A 20825-nucleotide genomic window follows, 5' to 3' on the forward strand; every position below is an offset into this window, starting at 1 on the left:
GCCCCGGCCGCCCTGGAGGGCAAGCCGGAACCATCAACCGTACGAAAGAGCCGCCAAGGCGACTTCAGGAGACGCCGAGCGCCTTGCGGACCTGGGCTTCAAAGCGCCCCTGGTCGTAGGCCATCAGCAGCTGGGTGTTGTCCGGCTGCCCGGTCTGGCGGTTCCAGTCGACAATGGTAGCACCTCGGCTGTGCACGCCGGCCAGTTCGATGTTCAGCGGGCGCGATTCGACCCGCAGGGCCCCTTCCGGCTGCAGCGCCCACGCCATGGCCAGGGCATCGGCGGCAAACCAGCGCTCGCCGCGGCTGTCTTCGGACCACAGGCGGGTTTGGCGCGAAATCAGCTCGTAGAAGCGGGCCTTGTCGGTGTCGGCGGCCAGCCACTGCTCCACGTCGGCGTGCAGCAGGCCGTGGGCCACGGTGGCTTCCCAGTCGGCCACTTCGATCTGCGGGAAGCCGGTGAACACCACGTGCGCGGCTTCGGGATCGAAGGCGATATTGAACTCGGCGGCCGGGGTGATGTTGCCGTGGCAGGTCACCGCCCCGCCCATGACCAGGAAGCGCTTCACGCGCTGCGGCAGGGTCGGGTCCAGCCTCAGGGCCAGGGCCAGGTTGGTGAGCGGACCGAGCGCGACCAGGAACAGCTCGCCGGCGTACTGGTGGGACAGGCGCAGGATCGCCAGGGCCGCGTGTTCGGCCTCGGCCTGGCGCCTGGCCGCCGGCAGGTTCACATCGCCGAAGCCGTCGGCGCCATGCACGTGGGCGGCATCGACGGAGGGGTGCAGCAGCGGATCGGGGGTGCCGGCATAGACCGGGACGTCTTCGCGGCCGGCCACTTCACACAGCTTGAGCGCGTTGCGCACGGTGTGGTCCAGGCCCACGTTGCCGGCGGCGATGGTCAGGCCGACGATATCGTGGCGTTCATCGGCGAAGGCCATCAACAGGGCCAGGGCATCATCGACACCCGGGTCGGTGTCGATCAACAGCGGAATCTTCTTGCTCATCGTTGCCGTCTTGATAATCGGCAAGGGACTTTCGCACCCTGTCATGACAAATACAAGGCGGGGCCGGGCGCGGGGGTTGGCGGGCCGGCCGGCGGGCGCGGTCTACGCCGAGGCGTAGCGCACGGCGGTGCCGATCCAGCGCCGCACGACGGTGTCGGCCACGTCGGGTGCCTCGGCGAGCAGGCGCTCGGCCAGGGCATGCACGCCCGGCAGCAGGTCGGCATCGCGGGCCAGGTCGGCCATGCGGAAGGCGGCCAGGCCGGTCTGGCGGGTCCCCAGCAGCTCGCCCGGGCCGCGCAGTTCCAGGTCTTTCTCGGCGATGAGGAAGCCGTCGTTGGTCTGCCGCATGGTTTCCAGCCGCTCGCGCGCCATCGCCGACAACGGCGCCTGGTAGAGCAGCACGCAGCGCGACACCGCCGAGCCGCGCCCTACCCGGCCGCGCAACTGGTGCAGCTGGGCCAGGCCGAGGCGCTCGGCGTTTTCGATGACCATCAGCGAGGCATTGGGCACGTCCACGCCCACCTCGATCACGGTGGTGGCCACCAGCAGGTCGATCTGCCCGGCCTTGAACGCGACCATCGTGGCCAGCTTCTCGCTGGCCTTGAGCCGCCCATGCACCAGCCCCACGCGCACGCCCGGCAGCAGCGCCTGCAGCGATTCGAAGGTGGCCTGCGCCGGGGTGGCATCGAGCTCCTCGCTCTCTTCGATCAAGGTACACACCCAGTACACCTGCTGGCCCTCGCCGCAGGCCAGGGCGATGCGCGCGATCAGCTCGGGGCGGCGGTCGTTGTTGAGGGCCACGGTCTGCACCGGGGTGCGACCGGGCGGCAGTTCGTCGATGGCCGACACGTCCAGGTCGGCGTATTCGGACATGGCCAGGGTGCGCGGGATCGGCGTGGCGGTCATCACCAGCTGGTGCGGCACGCTGCGCCCATCGGCGCCTTTGTCGCGCAGGGCGAGCCGCTGGTGCACGCCGAAACGGTGCTGCTCGTCGACGATGGCCAGGGCCAGGTCCTTGAACACCACGCTGTCCTGCATCAGCGCGTGGGTGCCCACCACCACCTGCGCCTGCCCGGAGGCCACCTCGGCCAGCACCTTGCTGCGCGCCTTGCCGGTGACCTTGCCGGCCAGCCAGGCGGTGCGCACGCCCAGCGGCTCCAGCCAGGCCCGCAGGTTGTTGAGGTGCTGCTCGGCGAGCAGTTCGGTCGGGGCGGCCAGGGCCACCTGCTTGCCGCGCTCCACCGCCAGCATCGCCGCGAGCGCGGCGACCACGGTCTTGCCCGACCCCACATCGCCCTGCACCAGGCGCAGCATCGGGTGGGCCTTGATGAGGTCCTTGCGTATCTGCTCGAACACGCGCTGCTGCGCGCCGGTGAGCTGGAACGGCAGGCTGTCGCGCAGCTGCCTGACCAGCACGCCTGGCCCACGCAGCGAGGGCGCGTGGTGGGCCTGCAGGGCCATGCGCTGGCGGCGCAGGCTGAGGTGATGGGCGAGCAGTTCTTCGATGGCCAGGCGGCGCTGCGCCGGGTGGCGGCCGGCCGCCAGCGCGCCCAGGTCGGCGCTGGGCGGCGGCCGGTGCACGGTCAGCAGCGCACTGCGCAGCGACGGCAGGCCCAGCCCGGACAGCCAGCCCGGCGGCAGCAGCTCCAGCGTGGCCTCTTCCGGCAGGCGATCCAGCGCCAGGCCGATGAACTTGCGCAGCGTGGCCGGGCCGACGCCTTCGATGGCCGGGTAGACCGGGTCGAGGCTGTCGCCGAGATCGTCATCGTCGTTGGCACCCATCACCCGGTAGCTGGGGTGGATGATCTCCAGCCCGAGGTGGCCGGGCTTGGCGGTGCCGTAGCAGCGGATGCGCGCGCCGACGGCGAACTGCGAGACCTGCTGCGAGCGGAAATGGAAAAAGCGCAGCACCAGGGTGCCGTAGGAGTCGTCTTCGATCGCGACCTTGAGCACCGGCCGGCCGCGGAAACCGCGCTCCACCGCACTGACCCGCCCTTCCACCTGCGCGGCCACGCCGGGCTGCAGCTGGGCGATGGTGGTCAGCCGGGTGCGGTCTTCGTAGCGCAGCGGCAGGTGCAGCCACAGGTCCTGCAGGCAGGACAGGCCACGGGCCTCCAGCTTGGTGGCCACCGCCGGGCCGATGCCGGGAAGCATCGACAAGGAGGCTTCACCGGCGGCAGCCAGGGCCGGCGCAGGCGCCCGTGACCGCACCACGTCAGGCCTGGTCGAGCACCATCACCGCATCGACCTCGAAGTTGGCTGCCTTGGGCAGGCCGGAAACTTCGATGGTCGAGCGGGCCGGGAACGGGGCCTGGAAGTAGTCCTGCATGACGGCGTTGACCTTGGCGAATTCGCCCAGGTCGGTCAGGTACAGGCCGAGGCGGACGATCTGGTCCAGCGAGCCACCGGCCTGTTCGGCCACGGCCTTGAGGTTGTCGAAGGCGCGGCGGGCCTGGGCTTCGATGTCGCCGGCACCGACGATCTCACCGGTGGCCGGGTCCAGCGGGATCTGGCCGGAGAAGTACACGGTGTTGCCGGCCCGCACGGCCTGCGAGTACGGGCCGATGGCGGCCGGGGCCTTGTCGCTGTTGATGATCTGGCGGGACATGGACGCTCCACGATTCAAAAGGGGGAGCGCAATTGTAACGCCCCACGGGTAGCGCCACGCCTTGCGTGGCGTCGCGGTGCCGGACGGGGCGGGACGTTATTGCCGGCGTACCGACTGCACCACCGACAACCGCCGCAAGCGGCGCATGACCTCGGCCAGATGGTTGCGGTCGCGCACCTGGATGTTGAAGGCCAGCACGGCGGCGTTGAAATCGCGGTCCAGGTAGTCCACCCGTTCGATGTTGGAATGGCTCTGGGCGATGGCGGCGGCCAACTGGGCCAGCACGCCGGTGCCGTTCTCCACTTCCACCACCAGCGCGGTGTCGTAGTCGCCGGAGACGGTGGTGTCCCAGCCGATCGGCACCCAGCGCTCGGGCGACTTGCGCAGCTCGGCCAGGTTCGGGCAATCCATGCGGTGCACCACGATGCCCTTGCCGGCGGTGTGGTAACCCATGATGTCGTCGCCGGGAATCGGCTGGCAGCAGTTGGCGAAGCTGACCACGCCGCGCTCGCTGCCGTTGATCAGGATCTTTTCCTGGGAGTGCTTGGAATGCGCGCCGCCGCGCAGTTCGGCATAGGCCATCAACGCCTGCGCGGCCTGGTTGGGCATCCAGTTGCCCAGCGCCACTTCGGCCAGCAGCGCCTCCAGGCGCGGGTAGCGGTGTTCGGCCAGGAACGCATCCAGGCGGCCCTTGGGCAGGCGCTCCAGCGAGCTGTCCATGGCTTCCAGCGCGCGGTCGAGCATGCGGTGGCCCAGCTGCACCGCATCCTCGTGCTCCAGCTGCTTGAGCTGGTGGCGGATCGCGGTGCGCGCCTTGGAACTGACCACGAACTCCAGCCACTGCGGCTTGGGCGTGGCCGAGCGCGCGGTGATCACTTCCACCGTCTGCCCGCTGACCAGCTTGGTGCGCAGCGGCACCAGCTTCTTGTCCACGCGCGAGGCCACGGCCATGTTGCCCACGTCGGTATGCACCGCGTAGGCGAAATCCAGCGCGGTGGAGTTGCGCGGCAGGGCCAGGATCTTGCCCTTGGGGGTGAACAGGTACACCTCGTCGGGGAACAGGTCGACCTTGACGTTGTCCAGGAATTCCAGCGACGAACCGGCCGCCCGCTGCGAGTCGATCAGCTCCACGATCCAGGCGTGCGCCCGGCTCTGCGCGCTGTTGGGCGAGTCGCCACCGAACTTGTAGGTCCAGTGGGCGGCCACGCCGCGCTCGGCGATGAGGTCCATTTCCTCGGTGCGGATCTGCACTTCGATCGGCGAGCCATACGGTCCGAACAGCACCGTGTGCAGCGACTGGTAACCGTTGGCCTTGGGGATGGCGATGAAATCGCGGAAGCGCCCGTCCAGCGGCTTGAAGGCGGCGTGCACAGCGCCCAGCGCGTGGTAGGCGTTGGGCACGCTGCGCACGACCAGGCGGAAGCCGAACACATCCATCACCTGGTCGAAGGATTTGTTCTCGTCGTGCATCTTGTTGTAGATGCTCCACGGGGTCTTGATGCGGCTCACCAGGCGGTGTTCCAGCCCTTCCTTGGCCAGCCGCTGGGACAGCTGCACTTCCACCTGCGCCATCGCCTCGCGGCGGACCACCGGCTGGCTGCGGATGTGTTTTTCCAGGATGGCGTGGCGCCACGGGTAGAGCGCCTTGAAGCCCAGGTTCTGCAGCTCGCTCTTGACCAGGCTCATGCCCAGGCGCTGGGCGATGGGCGCGTAGATTTCCAGCGTTTCGCGCGCGATGCGGCCACGCGCCTCGCGGCTCTGCGCGCCGAGGGTGCGCATGTTGTGCAGGCGGTCGGCCAGCTTGATCATGATCACGCGCAGGTCGCGCGACATCGCCAGCAGCATCTTGCGGAAGCTCTCGGCGGCCGCTTCCTGGCGGTCGCGGAATTTCAGCTTGTCCAGCTTGGTCACGCCGTCGACCAGTTCGGCCACCGCTTCGCCGAACTCGGCGGCCAGCTCCTCGCGGGTCAGCGGGGTGTCTTCGATGGTGTCGTGCAGGATCGCGGCGATCAACGCTTCCACGTCCAGGCCCAGCTCGGCCAGCACCTGGGCCACCGCGACCGGATGAGTGATGTAGGGCTCGCCGGACTTGCGCGTCTGGCCGGCGTGCGCCGAGGCACCCACTTCCCAGGCACGGCGCAGCAACGGCAGTTGCTCGGGCGGCAGGTAATGCGCTGCGCGCTCAAGCTGGAGGACATAGTCGGGTACGGCCGCGCCGGGGGGCGAGGCGACCTTGGCAGTGGGGCCTGGGTTCATGCTGGAAGACTATTCCAGCAGCGGGATAACGGCAAACACCTGAATGCAGAACAGCCCGCCAAGGGCGGGCTGTTCGGGCAACAACGCACGATCGCGGGCGATCAGTCGTCGTTCTTGGACATGTCTTCGTCGGCGACGACTTCGGCAGCGGCCCATTCCAGTGCTTCACGCTCGGCACGCTCGCGCTCGGCCTTCTCGACTTCGTCGATCAGGGCGTTGTCGATCTTGCGGGCGGCAATTTCGCGCAGCGCCAGCACGGTCGGCTTGTCTTCGGTTTCGCTGTTGTCCAGGGTGGCCTGGACGCCATTGGCCAGCTGACGGGCGCGCTTGGACGCCATCATGACCAGTTCGAAACGGTTGTTCACGACTTCCAGACAATCTTCTACGGTGATGCGGGCCATGCGGGCTCCCGGCAACCAGTGACGGCTGCTCAATCGAATGAGGGAAAGGGGACGGATTGTACCGGCCAGGGCTGGACAAAATCAAGCCAACCGGTTAGCACGCCCTTGTGAATCAGTCAGTTGGGGCCGATTCCTGGGTCAGCAGGGCGTGAATCAGGCCGGCATGGCGGACCTTCTGGGCCTCCCGGCGCAGCCGGCTGGCCGTGAAGATGGCACACAGCTCGTCCACGGCGGTCTCGAACACCTCGTTGACGATCACATAGTCGAAGTCGTTGAAGTGCAGCATTTCCTCGCGCGCGGCGGCCAGCCGCTGGGCGATCACCGTCTCGCTGTCCTGCCCGCGCTTGCGCATGCGGTCCTGCAGGGCCTGGCGCGAGGGCGGCAGGATGAACACGGTGACCGTACCCGGCACCAGCTGGCGCACCTGCTGGGCGCCCTGCCAGTCGATCTCCAGCAGCACGTCCTGGCCGGCGGCCAGCTGCGGCTCCACCGACTGGCGGGCGGTGCCCTTCCAGTCGCCGTGCACCCAGGCATGTTCGAAGAAGTCGCCGGCGGCGATCATCGCCTCGAACGCCTCGGCGCTCACGAAGTGGTAGTGCTCGCCATCCACCTCGCCCGGGCGCGTGGCGCGCGAGGTGAAGGAGATCGACAGCGCGATCTGCGGGTCGCGGGCCAGGGTGGCGTTGACGATGCTGCTCTTGCCGGCCCCGGAGGGCGCGGCCACGATGTACAGCGTGCCGCGCGCAGGCGCGCCGGCGGGCGTGGGCTGGCTGCTCATTCGATGTTCTGCACCTGTTCGCGGATCTGGTCGATCAGCACCTTCAGCTCGACGGCGGCGTTGGAGGTGCGGCTGTCCACCGACTTGGAGCCCAGCGTGTTGGCTTCGCGGTTGAACTCCTGCAGCAGGAAGTCCAGGCGGCGGCCGACCGGCTCGCGCTGCCTGAACACCCGGCGGATCTCCACGATGTGGCTGCCGAGGCGGTCCAGCTCCTCATCCACGTCCAGTTTCTGCAGCCACATCACCAGTTCCTGCTCGGCACGGCCGGGGTCGACCGGGTGCGGCAGGTCGGCCAGGCGCGCGGCCAGCTTGGTGCGCTGGCCTTCGCGGATCAGCGGGATCAGGGTGGTGACCTCGGCGGCGATGCGCTCCACGCCGTCCACGCGTTCCTGGATGGCGCTGGCCAGCTTGTCGCCTTCACGCTCGCGCGCGGCCACGAAGCCGTCCAGGGTGCTGTCCAGCAGGGCCAGCGCCTCGGCATGCAGGGCGGCCGCATCGACGGCCTCGCCCTGCATCACGCCGGGCACCTGCAGCAATTCGGTGAAGCTCACCTGCAGGTTCGGGAAGCCGCCGGCCAGCCGGGTGGCCAGCTCGCCCAGCTGGCCCAGCAGTGCATCGTTGACCACCAGCGCGCCGGTGACCTCCGGGGCGCGCAGGCGCATGACCAGGTCGATCTTGCCGCGGCTGCAGCGCGCGGCGACGCGCTCGCGCAGCTGCGGCTCCAGCGCACGCAGTTCGTCGGGCAGGCGCACGCCCACCTCCAGGAACCGGTGGTTGACCGAGCGCAGCTCACAGGCCAGCGTGCCCCAGCGGGTGGCGCGCTCGCCGTTGGCATAGGCGGTCATGCTTCGAATCATGCGGGTTTCCGGTGCTCTCAAAGTGCAAATGGTACCCTAGCGGTCTTCTCAGAGCCTCCTCGCCTGCCGGTCTCCGGTCCGGGCGCGGCCCTGCATCCCCTGACTTACCGGAAGCCAAGCATGTCCGATCCCCGTCCCAGCGGCCGCCAGGCCGACCAGCTGCGCCAGGTGCGCATCGAGCGCGCCTTCACCCGTCACGCCGAGGGTTCGGTGCTGGTCAGCTTCGGCGAGACCCGCGTGCTGTGCACCGCCAGCGTGGAAAACCGCGTGCCGGGCTTCCTGCGCGGCAAGGGCGAGGGCTGGGTCACCGCCGAGTACGGCATGCTGCCCCGCTCCACCCATACCCGCAACGACCGCGAGGCCGCGCGTGGCAAGCAGGGCGGCCGCACCCTGGAAATCCAGCGCCTGATCGGCCGCACCCTGCGCGCCTGCATCGACCGTGGCGCCCTGGGCGAGCGCACCATCACCCTGGACTGCGACGTGCTGCAGGCCGATGGCGGCACCCGCACCGCGGCCATCACCGGCGCCTACGTGGCCCTGGTGGATGCGGTGAACTTCCTGATCAAGCGCGGCGACATCAAGCGCAACCCGATCTTCGGCGCGGTCGCGGCGGTGTCGGTAGGCGTCTATCGCGGCACGCCGGTGCTGGACCTGGACTACGCCGAAGACAGCGACTGCGATACCGACATGAACGTGGTCATGAACGATGGCGGCGGCTTCATCGAGCTGCAGGGCACCGCCGAAGGCCATGCCTTCCGCCGCGACGAGCTGGATGCGCTGCTGGTGCTGGCCGAGAAGGGCATCAAGGACCTGTTCGCGGCCCAGCAGGCCGCGCTGGCCTCGGCATGAACCGCCGCATCGCCCTGACCACCTTGGTGGTGGCCGACTACGACGAGGCGATTGCCTGGTACACCGGCAAGCTCGGCTTCGCCCTGCTGCAGGACATCGACCAGGGCGACAAGCGCTGGGTGGTGGTGGGCCCGAGCGACGGCAATGCCGCCGCGTTGCTGCTGGCGCGCGCCAGCAACGAGGAGCAGCGCAGCCGGATCGGCAACCAGACCGGCGGCCGGGTCGGCTTCTTCCTGAACACCGACGATTTCCACCGCGACCACGCGGCCATGGTGGCGCGCGGCGTGGACTTCCTCGAAGCGCCGCGCGAGGAGGTCTATGCCACGGTGGCGGTGTTCCGCGACCTGTACGGCAATACCTGGGACCTGCTGGAGCCGAAATGATGAAACTGGTCCTGGCCAGCGGCAACGCCGGCAAGCTGAAGGAACTGCAGGCCATGCTGGGCGAGATGCCGCTGCAGATCGTGGCGCAGGGGGAACTGGGCGTCAGCGACGTGCCGGAAACCGGCCTGACCTTCGTCGAGAACGCGTTGATCAAGGCCCGCCACGCCTGCGCCAGCACCGGCCTGCCGGCGCTGGCCGACGACTCGGGCCTGATCGTGGATGCGCTCGACGGCGCGCCCGGCCTGTACAGCGCGCGCTATGCAGGCAGCCCCACCGACGATGCGGCCAACAACACCAAGCTGCTGGACGCGCTGCGCGGGGTGCCGGCCGAGCGCCGCCGTGCACGCTTCTACGCGGTGATCGTGCTGCTGCGCCACGCCAACGATCCGCAGCCGCTGATCTGCGAAGGCAGCTGGGAAGGGGTGATCCTGGACGAACGCCGCGGCAGCAACGGCTTCGGCTACAACCCGGTGTTCCTGGATCCGACGCTGGGCCTGACCGCCGCGGAAATGGACCCGGCGCAGAAGAACGCCATCAGCCATCGCGCGCTGGCCCTGCAGCTGCTCAAGCAGAAGCTGCCTGCGTTGCTGTGATGCCGCTCCTGATGATGTCTGCAGCGCCGGCCAGCGGCCGGCACTACACGTGAATCCCATGCCTCAGCCCCACGACCATTGCGACCACCTGCCCGGCGAACACTGCGACGGCGACCACGACCACGCGCCGCGGCTGGTGCCGCCGCCGTTGTCGCTGTACGTGCACCTGCCGTGGTGCGTGCGCAAATGCCCGTACTGTGATTTCAACTCGCACGCGGCCAAGGGCGAACTGCCGTTCGAGGCCTACATCGATGCGCTGATCCGCGACCTGGACCAGGACCTGCCGCTGGTCTGGGGCCGGGTGGTCAGCAGCGTGTTCTTCGGCGGGGGCACGCCGAGCCTGTTCCCGCCCGAGGCGATCGACCGCTTCCTGCAGGCCGCCTCGGCGCGCCTGCGCTTCGCGCCGAACCTGGAGGTGACCCTGGAAACCAACCCGGGCACCGCCGAGCATGGCCGCTTCGACCGCTACCGCGCCGCCGGCGTGAACCGGATCAGCTTCGGCATCCAGACCTTCAACGACGAGGCGCTCAAGCGCCTGGGCCGCATCCACGACAGTGGCGAGGCCGAGCGCGCGGTGAAGCTGGCCCAGGACGCGGGGTACGACAACTTCAACATCGACCTGATGTACGCGCTGCCGCAGCAGACCCTGGCCCAGGCCGAGCACGACCTGGAACGCGCCTTCGCGCTGCAGCCCACTCACATGTCGCACTACCAGCTCACCCTGGAGCCGAACACGGTGTTCTTCGCGCGCCCGCCACAGGGCATCCCCGACGAGGATTCGGCGTGGGACATCCAGGAGCACTGCCAGGCGCTGCTGGCCGAGGCCGGCTATGCGCAGTACGAGGTCAGCGCCTACGCCAGGCCGGGCCGGCAGAGTGCGCACAACCTCAACTACTGGCGCTTCGGCGATTACCTGGGGATCGGCGCGGGTGCGCACGGCAAGATCAGCAGTGGCGCCGAGCAGCACGTGCTGCGCCGCTGGAAGCACAAGCACCCGCAGGCCTTCATGGACGCCGCCGGCACGCCGGCGGGGATCGGCGGGGATGATGTGATCGATGCGCAGCGCCTGCCCTTCGAATACATGCTCAACCTGCTGCGCCTGCACGAAGGGTTCGCCCTGGACGACTTCGAATCGCGCACCGGGCTGGACCGCGCCCGGATCCAGGTGCCGCTGCAGGCGGCGATCCAGCGCGGCTGGATGACCCTGGACGGCAAGCATGCCCGCCCCACCGAGCTGGGCCGGCGCTTCACCAACGACGTGGTGGAACTCTTCCTCCCGTAAACCGGTTCGCCGCTGGCGCCGACCCCGGCGCAGCCGCGCCGTTCCCCGCGGCCGCCGATCGCCTGCCCCGGCGGCTGTCGGGGGATTCCTTCTGGCGGCGGCAAGGCGAAAACGTTAGATTCTGTGCTCTCAGGGGAGCCGGAACTACAACGGATGTCTGCGTCCGCACCTTCAACGTCCCACGTCGACCCGGCCCGTTTCGCCAACGTGGCCGCGCCGCCGCGCGTGCGCCGCCTGCTGGCGGCCCTGCACGGGCTGGCCGCGCAGACCCTGGCCACCCCGCTCAAGCTCACCATCGTGGAGCTGGAGCGCGAGCTGTTCCGCGATGCCGAGCGCGCCCGCAACAGCCAGATCCAGGCCGACATCTACGCCCAGACCCGGCGCCTGCACGAGATCAACGCCCAGTTCGCGCCGCGCTTCCTGGACGCGCTGGGCGACACCCTGGCCAACCTGCGCCAGCCGCGCGTGCGCCATGTGCCCGCGCCCAGCCAGGCGGCGATGACCGCCACCACCCTCACCCTGGTGGCCGACACCGACATCGACCGCGACATCGTGCTGGTGGACATCATCCGCCGCGAATCGCAGCGTTCGGCCAGCGCGTTGCAGCTGCTGGGCCAGCGCTTTGGCGTGTTGGCCGCCGGCCCCGAGTTCGACGTGGAGGACATGCCGTTCGGCCCGCAGGTGCTGTGCCGGATCGTGCGCGGCCTCGGCGAGCGGTTCGAGCTGGGGCTGGAAACCCAGCTGGCGCTGTACCGGGTGTTCGACCGCCAGCTGATCGACCGGCTGGGCGAACTGCTGGAGCGCGCCAACATCCTGCTCGGCCACGAAGGCATCCTGCCCGGCCTGGTCTACACCCCTTACCTGGCGCGGTCGGCCACCACCCGGCGCATCGTCACCGGCCCCGAGCGCAATGCTGCCCCGCGTGAAGGCGGCAAGGTGACGCGCCCGCTGACCGGCTGGAGCGGTTCGGCCCAGGGCGGCAGCTGGGCGGCGATGACCAGCGAGGCGATGGGCGACCTGCCCGCCTCGCTGCGCGCCGCCAACGCCGAGGCCACCGCGACGGCCGCTGCCCACCCGGCGGCCGCCGCCAGCGCCGGGACCGCAGGCACGACCGACGCCGCGGCGGGCGCACCGCAGGACCTGTCCGCCCCGGCCATGTCGGCGCTGCACCAGCTGCTGGGCGCGGCCCGCCACGCCAGCGCCGGTGGCATCCCCAGCACGCCCGCGGTCAGCGGCCAGCCCGGCGTGGCATCGGCCCCCGATCCGGCGGCCGCCGGCACCGCCCCGGCGAGCGCACCCCCTGCCGCCCCGGCGCCGGTCGCCGTGGCCAGCGAGGCGGTGCATGCCACTCTGGCCAAACTGCAGGCCCAGAGCGTGGGCAGCGGCAGCGCCCGGCGCAGCATGGCCGACCTGCACAACGCCCTGCTGGCGCAGATGCGCGCCGACCACGGCCCGCAGGCCGCGCTGACGGTGAAGGACAACGACACCTTCGACCTGCTGGACATGCTGTACGGGCAGATCCAGCGCGAAGTCCGGCCCGATGCGGTCGCCGCCGACCTGCTGGCACGGCTGCAGGTGCCGGTGGCGCGCGCGGCGCTGTCCGACCCGGCGTTCTTCGTGCGCGACCAGCACCCGGCGCGTGAACTGCTCAACGCCGTCGCCGAAGCCGGGGCCAACTGGCTCGGCGAGGAAGACGTGGACCCGCAGCTGGTGCAGAAGCTCGGCCGCGGGGACGACCAGGTGGTCAACGACTACGACGGCGATGCGGCGGTGTTCGAGACCGCCAACGACGAGGTCCAGCAGCATTTCCGCGCGCTGGCGCACAAGGCCGAACTGGCCGAGCGCCGCCACGTCGAGGCGGCCCGCGGCAAGGAGCGCCTGGAGGCGGCCAAGCAGCAGGCCGGTGCCAGCATCGAACAGCTCTGCGCGCGCGCCGAGCCGCCGCGCTTCGTGCAGTCCCTGCTCAAGCAGGCCTGGTCGGACGTGCTCACCCTCACCCTGCTGCGCCACGGCGAAGAATCCGAACAGTGGCAGCAACGCGAGCAGGAAACCGCGCGCATCGCCGACGTCACCTGCCAGGCCCCGGGCAGCGCGCCGAGCGATGCCGAGCTGGGCAGCCAGGTGGAGACCGCGCTGACGCAGGTCGGCTACCACCAGGACGAAGCCGCGGCGATCGCACGCCGCCTGTCCACCCCGGGCGGCGAGGACGACAGCAGTTCGCGCACCGAACTGACCGCCCGGATCCGCGCCCGCACCCGCCTGGGCGAACAGGCCGACGGCAACGAGGCCCGCAAGGTCGCGCCACTGGCGCGCAGCATGGCCGAGGAAGACTGCTACCGGCAGCTGCGCACGCTGCCGTTCGGTACCTGGTTCGAGTTCACCACCAACCAGCAGGGCGACCTGCGTCGCCAGCGCCTGTCCTGGTACAGCCTGGTCACCGACAACGCGCTGTTCGTCAATCCGCGTGGCCAGAAGGTGGGCGAACACTCGCTGGACGCGCTGGCCCGGCTGATGGCCCACGGCCAGGTCCGCATCGTGAGTGAAGACAAGAGCCGCCTGATCGACCGCGCCTGGCAGGCCACCCTGCGCACGCTGCGCTCGTTGGCCGGCACCGGCCCCACCGTGGAGAGCGCGTCGTGAGCACCGACACCGATACCCGCCGCGCGCCGCGCCGCCAGGTGGCCGAACTGGTCCCGGTCACCGACATGCTGGCCGAGAGCATCATCGGCCGCCTGGGCAACGTGTCCGAGACCGGCATGCTGATGCTGGCGTCGGTGCCGATGCACGACGACGCGCTGTACCAGCTGCAGTTCGCCATTCCCGGGCCGCACGGCCAGCCGCTGGCGCTGGACGTGGGCGCCCACCTGCTGTGGAGCGAGCAGACCCACGCGCCCGGCCAGTCGTGGGTGGGCTTCCGTTTCCTCACCCTCAGCCGCGAACACCGCGAGCGCCTGCGCGAGTGGATCGCACAGGAAACTTCGGCGGTGTGAGTGCCGGTTCCGGCACAGCGCGACGTGGCTGATTGCGGCAGAATCAGGGGCTGCATTCCGCACTGTCCAGCGAGCCTCCGCGATGAACCAGCCTGACCTCGGCGCCCTGTATTCCCACCACGTCAGCGTGCTTTCCCAGCGTGCCGACGAAGCGCTGGCGCGCGGCGGCTTCGACCACCTGGTGATTCCCAGCGGCACCCAGCACTACCAGGTCTTCGACGACCGCGATTATCCCTATGCGGTCAACCCGAACTTCAAGGCCTGGCTGCCGCTGACCAAGCTGCCCAACAGCTGGCTGGTCCATACCCCCGGCCAGCGCCCCACGCTGATTTTCTTCCAGCCCTTCGACTACTGGCACGTGGTGCCCGATGCGCCCAACGGCTGGTGGGTGGAGCACGTGGATGTGCAGATCATCCGCAGTCCGGAACAGGCGCTGGCGCTGCTGCCCAAGGACCCGGCGCGCTGCGCGATCCTGGGCGAGCCGCAGAGCACGCTGGGCGCGTTCGTCCCCAACAACCCGGCGCCGGTGCTGGACTACCTGGACTGGCAGCGCGGCTGCAAGACGCCCTACGAAATCGCGCTGATGCGCCAGGCCCAGCGCCTGGGCGTGCGCGGCCACCGCGCTGCCGAAGCGGCCTTCCGCGCCGGGGCCAGCGAGTTCGAGATCCACATGGCCTACTGCAGCGCGGTCGGCCAGGACGCCAACGAGCTGCCCTACGGCAACATCATCGGCCTGAACGAACATGCCGCGGTGCTGCACTACACCGACCTGGGCCGGCGCGCGCCGACCCCGCTGCGCAGCTTCCTGATCGATGCCGGTGCCAGTGCCTGCGGCTACGCCAGCGACATCACCCGCACCTATGCCGCCAGCGGCCATGACGAATTCCAGGCGATGATCGAGGCCGTGGACACGGCCCAGCAGCAGATGGCCGCCGGCGTGCGCGCCGGGGTGGACTACAAGCAGCTGCACGTGGATGCGCACCTGTCGCTGATGGGCATCCTGAAGGACTTCGGCGTGCTCAAGGTATCGCCGGAAACGGCCCTGGCCACCGGCGTCAGCGCCGCCTTTTTCCCGCATGGCCTGGGCCACCTGATCGGCCTACAGGTGCACGACGTGGCCGGCTTCGCCGCCAGCGACCGCGGCGGCCGCATCGAGCGGCCCGAAGGCCACCCGTACCTGCGCCTCACCCGCACGCTCGCGCCGGGCATGGTGGTCACCATCGAACCGGGCGTGTACTTCATCGACATGCTGCTGGACGAAGTGAAGCAGGCCGGTCACGGCGCCAGCGTGGACTGGAACCGCGTGGACTTCTTCCGCCCCTACGGCGGCATCCGCATCGAAGACGAAGTGCTGTGCACCGACGGCGACGCCGACAACCTCACCCGTCCGGCCTTCGCCGCCGCCGATTGACGGCCGCCGACGCACCGGGTGGGTGGCTGCACGTAACCTCAAATGACCCGTCGGTGCGGGTGTGCGTGGACCCAAACCCCGCGCGAAGGGCAGCCACCCATGGGGTGGCTCTACCCCGCATTCCGCGTCCCGGACCCGTGCAACCCCGAACGCCCCACCCGCATTCCGCGCGACGAGCGCTCAGCGCGCCGCCATCGCTTCTTCGATCTCGTCGGCACTGCGCGCCAGCGCCGCGGTCAACACGCGGTGGCCGTCTTCGGTGATCAGCACGTCGTCCTCGGTGCGGATGCCGATGCCGCGCCAGCGTGCTTCCACGCTGCGGTCGTCGGCGGCGACATACAGGCCCGGCTCGATGGTGAACACCATGCCCGGCTCGAGCATGCGCGAGTCGCCGGCGAGGCGGTAGTCGCCCACGTCGTGCACGTCCAGGCCCAGCCAATGCCCGGTCTTGTGCCGGTAGAAACGCTGGTAGTGGCCTTCGGCGATGTTCTCCTCCAGGCTGCCCTTGAGCAGCCCGAGCCGCAGCAGCCCGTCGGTGAGCGTCTGCACCGCCGCCAGGTGGCCGGCCTCATAAGAGTTGCCCGGCCGGGCTTCGGCCAGCGCCGCGGCCTGCGCGGCCCCGACCAGGTCGTGCAACGCACGCTGCTCGACAGTGAAGCGGCCGTTGACCGGGAACGTACGGGTGATATCGCTGGCATAGCCGCGATACTCCGCACCGGCATCGATCAGCACCAGTTCGCCATCGCGCGTGCGCGCGCTGTTGTCGCGGTAATGCAGGATGCAGCCGTTGGCCCCGGTTCCGACGATGCTCGAATAGGCCGCACACGCATCGTTGGCGCGGAACTCGCGCTCCAGGTCGGCCTGCAGTTCGTACTCGTGGATGCCCGGTCGGGCCACCCGCATCGCCGCGCGGTGCGCCTGCACGCTGATGTCCGCGGCGCGCTGCATCAACGCCACCTCGGCGCTGGACTTGAACAGCCGCTGCTCGTGCAGCAGGTGGCCCAGCTCGAGGAACTCATGCGGCGGCTGCGCGCCGTGGCGCACCTGCGAGCGCACGCAGTTGACCCAGCCGATCAGCTTGAGATCGAACTCGGCATCGCGACCGAAGTGGTAATACACCCGCGAGCGCCCTTCCAGCAGGCCGGGCAGGATGTCGTCCAGGTCGTCGATCGGGTAGGCATCGTCCATGCCGTACTGCGCGACCGCCCCTTCCTGGCCCGCGCGCGCACCGTCCCAGGCTTCGCGATCGGCGTCGCGCTCGCGACAGAACAGGATGACCTCACCATGCCGACGCCCCGGGATCAGCACCAGCACCGCCTCCGGTTCGGGGAAGCCGCTCAGGTACCAGAAATCCGAATCCTGGCGGAACGGAAAGTGGGTATCCAGGCTGCGCACCCGCTCGGCGGCGGCCGGCAGCACCAGGATGGCGTCGTCGCCGGCCATCTCCATCAACTGCTGGCGACGGCGGCGGTATTCAGCGGCGGCGATGCCGGTCAGCTGCCGGATATCCATCTCAGTTCAGGCGCTGCCGATGGCGCGCGGCCATCACGCAGTCGCCATGCAGCAACAGCACCGCCACGCGGATGAACTCCTCGATTTCGGCCAGCGCATCGTCATCGTCGTCGTTGCCGCTTTCAAAATCCTCGCTGGAGGCCTGGGCCAGCTTGGCCAGGTCGTTCAGCGCTTCCTCGCCCTCTTCGGACAGGGTGGGACGACGGCCGCCCGCGCCCAGCCCGAAGCCGCCCAGGAAAGCACGCGCCCAGGTGAACAGGGCATCGGCCTGCGCGGCGGTATCGGTGGCATCGCTGAGGAGCAGCTCGAAGGCGAAGTCGCGGTCTTCCAGCTGGGCCACGCTGGCCTGCAGCAGGCGCGACAGCGCGTCATCCTCGGCCGGCAGCGGCAGGTTGTCATCGGCCAGCACCCGCGCCGGCCATTCGCGCACCGGCGCACCGCCGGCCGAGAGCCAGCCACACAGGCCACCATGCAGTTCAGCGGCATTGGCGCCCAGGCCCAATGCCTGGCTGGCCAGGTTCACGTCATTGACACTCGGTAGTTCGGTCATCTTGGGGCTCGATCGGGAAAAGACGCCAGGCCCGGCTCAGGCAGGATCCGGCAGCGCCACAGTGTAGCAATCCGACTGTCCGCGTCGGGTTGCCGCCGGCGTTGCCGCTGCCCCGGGCGCTGGCCCCGCAGGCCCCGTGATTATTCGCTTGACCGCCTCCACCGCCCTTGCCTATCGTGCCGGACATGGAACCCTCAGACGCCATCACCCAATTGCAGGCCTTCGCCGCCCGGGTGGAGGCGTTGCTGGAACGCAACCAGCGCCTGGCCGAGGAAAACCGCAGCCTGCGCCACCAGCAGGAACAGCTGGTGGCCGAGCGCTCGCAGCTGCTGGCCAAGAACGAGCAGGCCCGCTCGCGGGTCGAAGCGATGATCACCCGCCTCAAGTCCCTGGAACAGCACACATGAGCCAGACCGAACCGGTGAGTGTCCGCATCCTGGACCGTGAGTACACGGTGGGCGTGGGCCAGGAGGAACGCGAAAGCCTCACTGCCGCCGCCCGCCTGCTGGACGCGAAGATGCGCGAGATCCGGGGCAGCAACCGGATGGCCGCGGTGGACCGGGTGGCGGTGCTGGCGGCGCTCAACCTGGCCCATGAGCTGCAGCAGCTGCGCGATGAACACGCACGCCAGGCCGTGACCCTGCAGCAGACGCTGGCCGACCTGAACCGGCGGCTGGACCGGGCGATCGACGGCGCCTGAGGCTGGGCTGACGCCGAAGCCGAAGCCGAAGCGGGAGCTGTGACTTCTTCCAGGTGATACGCGCGGGGGGGGGCCGGTGGGGGGCCGCCTGGCCTTGGGCGAAAATGTCCCCGGGCGGCGGGCGGCGACCTCCCCATTTTTTTTGCCCACGGGCCTGTCGGCCCCGAAACGGCTCGGTCTGCGGAGAGGTGGGCAAAGCCCTGCTGCCTGCGGCCCCGTGCAGAACAAACGCCGGCATCCGCGCTGGTGCCCCAGCAGGCACCCGATCCGCTCACCCCAGCACCCAGGGCAACAAGAGAAGTGCCCTCACGCCACCGCAAGCCAAGCCCCGTGGCGGGCGGGAGATACTTGGCAAAATAAAGGAGGTGGCTGCGCCGGCAGCCGGGGGACCATTGCACAAGGGTCTCCCGCCCGCCACGGGGCCCCGGACGCGCGCGTCGGCCCCCATCGAAGACAGGCCCTCGCACCGCACTGCGCGACCACGCCTGATGCCAAGCATCCATTGCACAAGCCCATCGCATGGCCTTCATCGATCTGAATTCACCTGCAATCCGACCGACGAACGGCCTATCCCTCCGCGCGCGCTTGGCTATAATGGCCACGCGTTCTCTGCTGTGAACGACGGCGTGTGCAAACATTCGCCTTGTCCCTTAATTACGACCACGGGTGCGCGACGGCGCCGGGAGTGCAAGTCCGCCTTGTAGCGGGAAGCCCGAAGGAACCCCAGCGTACCCACTTGAACCCCGGGTTCAAGGTCGTTTCGCACGCATCGTCACCGCGGAGAATGCAGTATTCCGGCAAGAGCGACGTCCCCTCGGGCGTCGCTCTTGTTTTATCCGCGCCCGCACCACGCCCCGGACCCAGGCATGACCGACCCGCGCTCCGCACTGCGCCAGCAGTTGCGCCAACGCCGCCGAGACATCCCCGCCGCCCAGCGCCTCGCCGCGGCCGAGCAACTGGCCCACCGCCTGCTCCAGCTCCCGTTCGCCCCCGCCAGCGGTTTCGTCGCCGGCTACTGGGCCATGGACGGGGAAATTGCCCTCCACCGCTGGCAGATGCAACTGCCGCCCGCCCTGCACTATTGCCTGCCGATCCTGGCCGGGGACACCCTCCGTTTTGCCGCCTGGCGGCCCGGCCAGCCGCTCACCCAGAACCGCTATGGCATCCCCGAACCAGACGTGGCCGCCGAGCACACCCTGGCCCCGGAGCAGATGGCGCTGGTGGTCGCGCCCCTGGTCGGTTTCGACGCACTCGGCAGGCGCCTGGGCATGGGAGGCGGCTGGTATGATCGCAGCTTCGCATTCCGCCACCAGCGCCCGGCCCCGCCGTGGCTGGTCGGGGTCGGCTTCTCGGTGCAGCAGGTCGATGACCTGCCGGTACAGCCCTGGGATGTCGCGGTGGATGCGATCTGCACCGACAGTTCCACCCTCGTTTGTGTACCGGCAAACGGTCGGCACCTACCGCAATGAAAGACTACCGCGACAGAAAAGACGCATGACCGCACGCAAGCGCTACTGGCTGATGAAGTCCGAACCGGACGCCTTTTCCATCGACGATCTGCAGCGCGTGGGCCGCGAGCCCTGGAACGGGGTGCGCAACTACCAGGCGCGCAATTTCATGCGCGATGGCATGAAGGTCGGCGACGGGGTGCTGTTCTACCACTCCAACACCAAGGTGCCCGGCATCGTCGGGATCGCCACCGTGGCCAGCGAGGCCTACCCGGACGATACCCAGTTCGACCCCAAATCGGACTACCACGACCCCAAGGCCACCCGCGAGGAACCCCGCTGGGTACTGGTGGACGTGGCCTTCGAGCGCAAGCTGCGCCACACCATTTCCCTGGATGAGATCAAGCTGCATGCCGATGCGCTGGGCGAGGGCTTCCCGCTCATCGCGCGCGGCAACCGGCTGTCCATCCTGCCGGTGACCGCTGCGCAGTGGAAAACGCTGCTGTCACTCGAAAAACCCTGATCCCCCCTTTCTTCCAAGAGTCCCCGCCATGTCCGAAGCCAAGCGCCTGGCTGCCGAAAAAGCCCTGGAATACGTCGAAGACGGCATGATCGTCGGCGTCGGCACCGGGTCCACCGTTGCCTACTTCATCGACGGCCTGGCCCGTATCCAGCACCGCATCAAGGCCACCGTGTCCAGCTCCGAGCAGAGCACCGCGCGCCTGCGCGCGCACGGCATCGAGGTGATGGAACTCAACCACACCGGCAACCTGTCGCTGTACGTGGACGGCGCCGACGAGTGCGATGGCAAAAAGTGCCTGATCAAGGGCGGTGGCGCCGCGCTCACCCGCGAGAAGATCATCGCCGAGGCCAGCGAGCGCTTCGTGTGCATCGTCGACCCGAGCAAGCAGGTGCCGGTGCTGGGCCGCTTCCCGTTGCCGGTGGAAGTGATCCCGATGGCGCGCAGCCTGGTGGCCCGCCGCATCATGGACATGACCGGCGGCCAGCCGGCGTGGCGCGAAGGGGTGGTCACCGACAACGGCAACGCGATCCTGGACATCCACCACCTGCAGATCACCGACCCGGTCGCCCTCGAGCGCGAGCTCAACCAGCTGCCCGGCGTGGTCTGCGTGGGCCTGTTCGCGCGGCGCCCGGCCGATGTGGTGATCGTGGGCGGGCAACCGCCGCAGGTCTTCTGATTCCA

General features: G+C 69.3%; 21 protein-coding genes and 1 other RNA gene. 13 read left to right on the top strand and 9 right to left on the bottom strand.

Features of this window, described 5'->3' with window-relative positions; genetic code table 11:
* Positions 1 to 64 precede the first annotated feature (64 nt).
* From RSA25_RS00065 to RSA25_RS00095, 7 genes are all read right to left on the bottom strand, one after another.
* Positions 65 to 1003, bottom strand: a complete 939-nt coding sequence (locus RSA25_RS00065) for a nucleoside hydrolase (RefSeq protein WP_332806880.1) — start codon at positions 1001 to 1003, stop codon at positions 65 to 67.
* Between the two features lie 102 nt (positions 1004 to 1105).
* Positions 1106 to 3217: an ATP-dependent DNA helicase RecG gene (gene recG / locus RSA25_RS00070; protein WP_332806881.1), complete on the bottom strand. Its 2112-nt coding sequence runs from the start codon at positions 3215 to 3217 to the stop codon at positions 1106 to 1108.
* 1 nt (position 3218) lies between these two features.
* Positions 3219 to 3611, bottom strand: coding sequence for a RidA family protein (locus RSA25_RS00075; RefSeq protein ID WP_332806882.1), 393 nt, complete (start codon positions 3609 to 3611; stop codon positions 3219 to 3221).
* A 96-nt stretch (positions 3612 to 3707) separates the two neighbouring features.
* Entirely contained in the window at positions 3708 to 5867 is a 2160-nt protein-coding gene (locus RSA25_RS00080) for a bifunctional (p)ppGpp synthetase/guanosine-3',5'-bis(diphosphate) 3'-pyrophosphohydrolase (protein ID WP_332806883.1), read from the bottom strand.
* Positions 5868 to 5968: 101 nt separating this feature from the next.
* Complete coding sequence (rpoZ, locus tag RSA25_RS00085) at positions 5969 to 6268, bottom strand: DNA-directed RNA polymerase subunit omega (protein ID WP_005410877.1); 300 nt, start codon at positions 6266 to 6268, stop codon at positions 5969 to 5971.
* Positions 6269 to 6380: 112 nt separating this feature from the next.
* Positions 6381 to 7046: a guanylate kinase gene (gmk, locus tag RSA25_RS00090; RefSeq protein ID WP_332806884.1), complete on the bottom strand. Its 666-nt coding sequence runs from the start codon at positions 7044 to 7046 to the stop codon at positions 6381 to 6383.
* Complete coding sequence (locus tag RSA25_RS00095) at positions 7043 to 7903, bottom strand: YicC/YloC family endoribonuclease (RefSeq protein ID WP_332806885.1); 861 nt, start codon at positions 7901 to 7903, stop codon at positions 7043 to 7045. Before RSA25_RS00095 ends, gmk begins: the two co-directional genes overlap by 4 nt.
* A gap of 120 nt (positions 7904 to 8023) precedes the next feature.
* Here RSA25_RS00095 and rph point away from each other — a divergent pair, with 120 nt between their 5' ends.
* From rph to pepQ, 7 genes are all read left to right on the top strand, one after another.
* Positions 8024 to 8752 (top strand): ribonuclease PH, encoded by a 729-nt coding sequence (rph, locus tag RSA25_RS00100; protein ID WP_332806886.1) that lies wholly within the window; start codon positions 8024 to 8026, stop codon positions 8750 to 8752.
* A complete protein-coding gene (locus RSA25_RS00105; protein WP_332806887.1) occupies positions 8749 to 9135 on the top strand; it encodes a VOC family protein in 387 nt (128 codons plus the stop codon). The genes rph and RSA25_RS00105 overlap by 4 nt, the downstream gene beginning before the upstream one ends.
* A complete protein-coding gene (gene rdgB, locus RSA25_RS00110) occupies positions 9132 to 9728 on the top strand; it encodes an RdgB/HAM1 family non-canonical purine NTP pyrophosphatase (protein WP_332806888.1) in 597 nt (198 codons plus the stop codon). The genes RSA25_RS00105 and rdgB overlap by 4 nt, the downstream gene beginning before the upstream one ends.
* Before the next feature lie 58 nt (positions 9729 to 9786).
* Entirely contained in the window at positions 9787 to 11010 is a 1224-nt protein-coding gene (gene hemW, locus RSA25_RS00115) for a radical SAM family heme chaperone HemW (protein ID WP_332806889.1), read from the top strand.
* 153 nt (positions 11011 to 11163) lie between these two features.
* On the top strand, positions 11164 to 13650 hold the full coding sequence (locus RSA25_RS00120) for a DUF1631 domain-containing protein (protein ID WP_332806890.1): 2487 nt from the start codon (positions 11164 to 11166) through the stop codon (positions 13648 to 13650).
* A complete protein-coding gene (locus tag RSA25_RS00125; RefSeq protein ID WP_332806891.1) occupies positions 13647 to 14000 on the top strand; it encodes a PilZ domain-containing protein in 354 nt (117 codons plus the stop codon). Before RSA25_RS00120 ends, RSA25_RS00125 begins: the two co-directional genes overlap by 4 nt.
* 82 nt (positions 14001 to 14082) lie before the next feature.
* The gene (pepQ, locus tag RSA25_RS00130) at positions 14083 to 15411 is read left to right on the top strand and encodes a Xaa-Pro dipeptidase (protein WP_332806892.1); all 1329 of its coding nucleotides are present in this window, start codon (positions 14083 to 14085) and stop codon (positions 15409 to 15411) included.
* A gap of 180 nt (positions 15412 to 15591) precedes the next feature.
* Here the strand turns inward: pepQ and RSA25_RS00135 are convergent, their stop codons facing one another.
* Together RSA25_RS00135 and RSA25_RS00140 are read right to left on the bottom strand one after the other, a co-directional pair.
* Entirely contained in the window at positions 15592 to 16917 is a 1326-nt protein-coding gene (locus tag RSA25_RS00135; RefSeq protein ID WP_332806962.1) for an aminopeptidase P N-terminal domain-containing protein, read from the bottom strand.
* A gap of 7 nt (positions 16918 to 16924) precedes the next feature.
* The gene (locus RSA25_RS00140) at positions 16925 to 17473 is read right to left on the bottom strand and encodes a UPF0149 family protein (protein WP_332806893.1); all 549 of its coding nucleotides are present in this window, start codon (positions 17471 to 17473) and stop codon (positions 16925 to 16927) included.
* 185 nt (positions 17474 to 17658) lie between these two features.
* Here RSA25_RS00140 and RSA25_RS00145 point away from each other — a divergent pair, with 185 nt between their 5' ends.
* From RSA25_RS00145 to rpiA, 6 genes are all read left to right on the top strand, one after another.
* Positions 17659 to 17880, top strand: coding sequence for a TIGR02449 family protein (locus RSA25_RS00145; protein ID WP_038686482.1), 222 nt, complete (start codon positions 17659 to 17661; stop codon positions 17878 to 17880).
* Complete coding sequence (locus RSA25_RS00150) at positions 17877 to 18173, top strand: cell division protein ZapA (RefSeq protein WP_332806894.1); 297 nt, start codon at positions 17877 to 17879, stop codon at positions 18171 to 18173. Before RSA25_RS00145 ends, RSA25_RS00150 begins: the two co-directional genes overlap by 4 nt.
* A 603-nt stretch (positions 18174 to 18776) precedes the next feature.
* Positions 18777 to 18961, top strand: a non-coding RNA gene (gene ssrS / locus RSA25_RS00155) — 6S RNA.
* Positions 18962 to 19039: 78 nt separating this feature from the next.
* Positions 19040 to 19642, top strand: coding sequence for a 5-formyltetrahydrofolate cyclo-ligase (locus RSA25_RS00160; protein WP_332806895.1), 603 nt, complete (start codon positions 19040 to 19042; stop codon positions 19640 to 19642).
* A 25-nt stretch (positions 19643 to 19667) separates the two neighbouring features.
* Positions 19668 to 20144: an EVE domain-containing protein gene (locus tag RSA25_RS00165; RefSeq protein ID WP_332806896.1), complete on the top strand. Its 477-nt coding sequence runs from the start codon at positions 19668 to 19670 to the stop codon at positions 20142 to 20144.
* 28 nt (positions 20145 to 20172) lie between these two features.
* Positions 20173 to 20820 carry a ribose-5-phosphate isomerase RpiA gene (gene rpiA / locus RSA25_RS00170; protein WP_332806897.1) on the top strand — a complete coding sequence of 216 codons (648 nt, stop codon included), beginning with the start codon at positions 20173 to 20175 and terminating at the stop codon, positions 20818 to 20820.
* The last annotated feature ends 5 nt before the right edge of the window (positions 20821 to 20825 follow it).

Origin of the sequence: Stenotrophomonas sp., from assembly GCF_036662295.1 — a bacterium.
In the GTDB taxonomy this organism is placed as follows: Bacteria; Pseudomonadota; Gammaproteobacteria; order Xanthomonadales; family Xanthomonadaceae; genus Stenotrophomonas.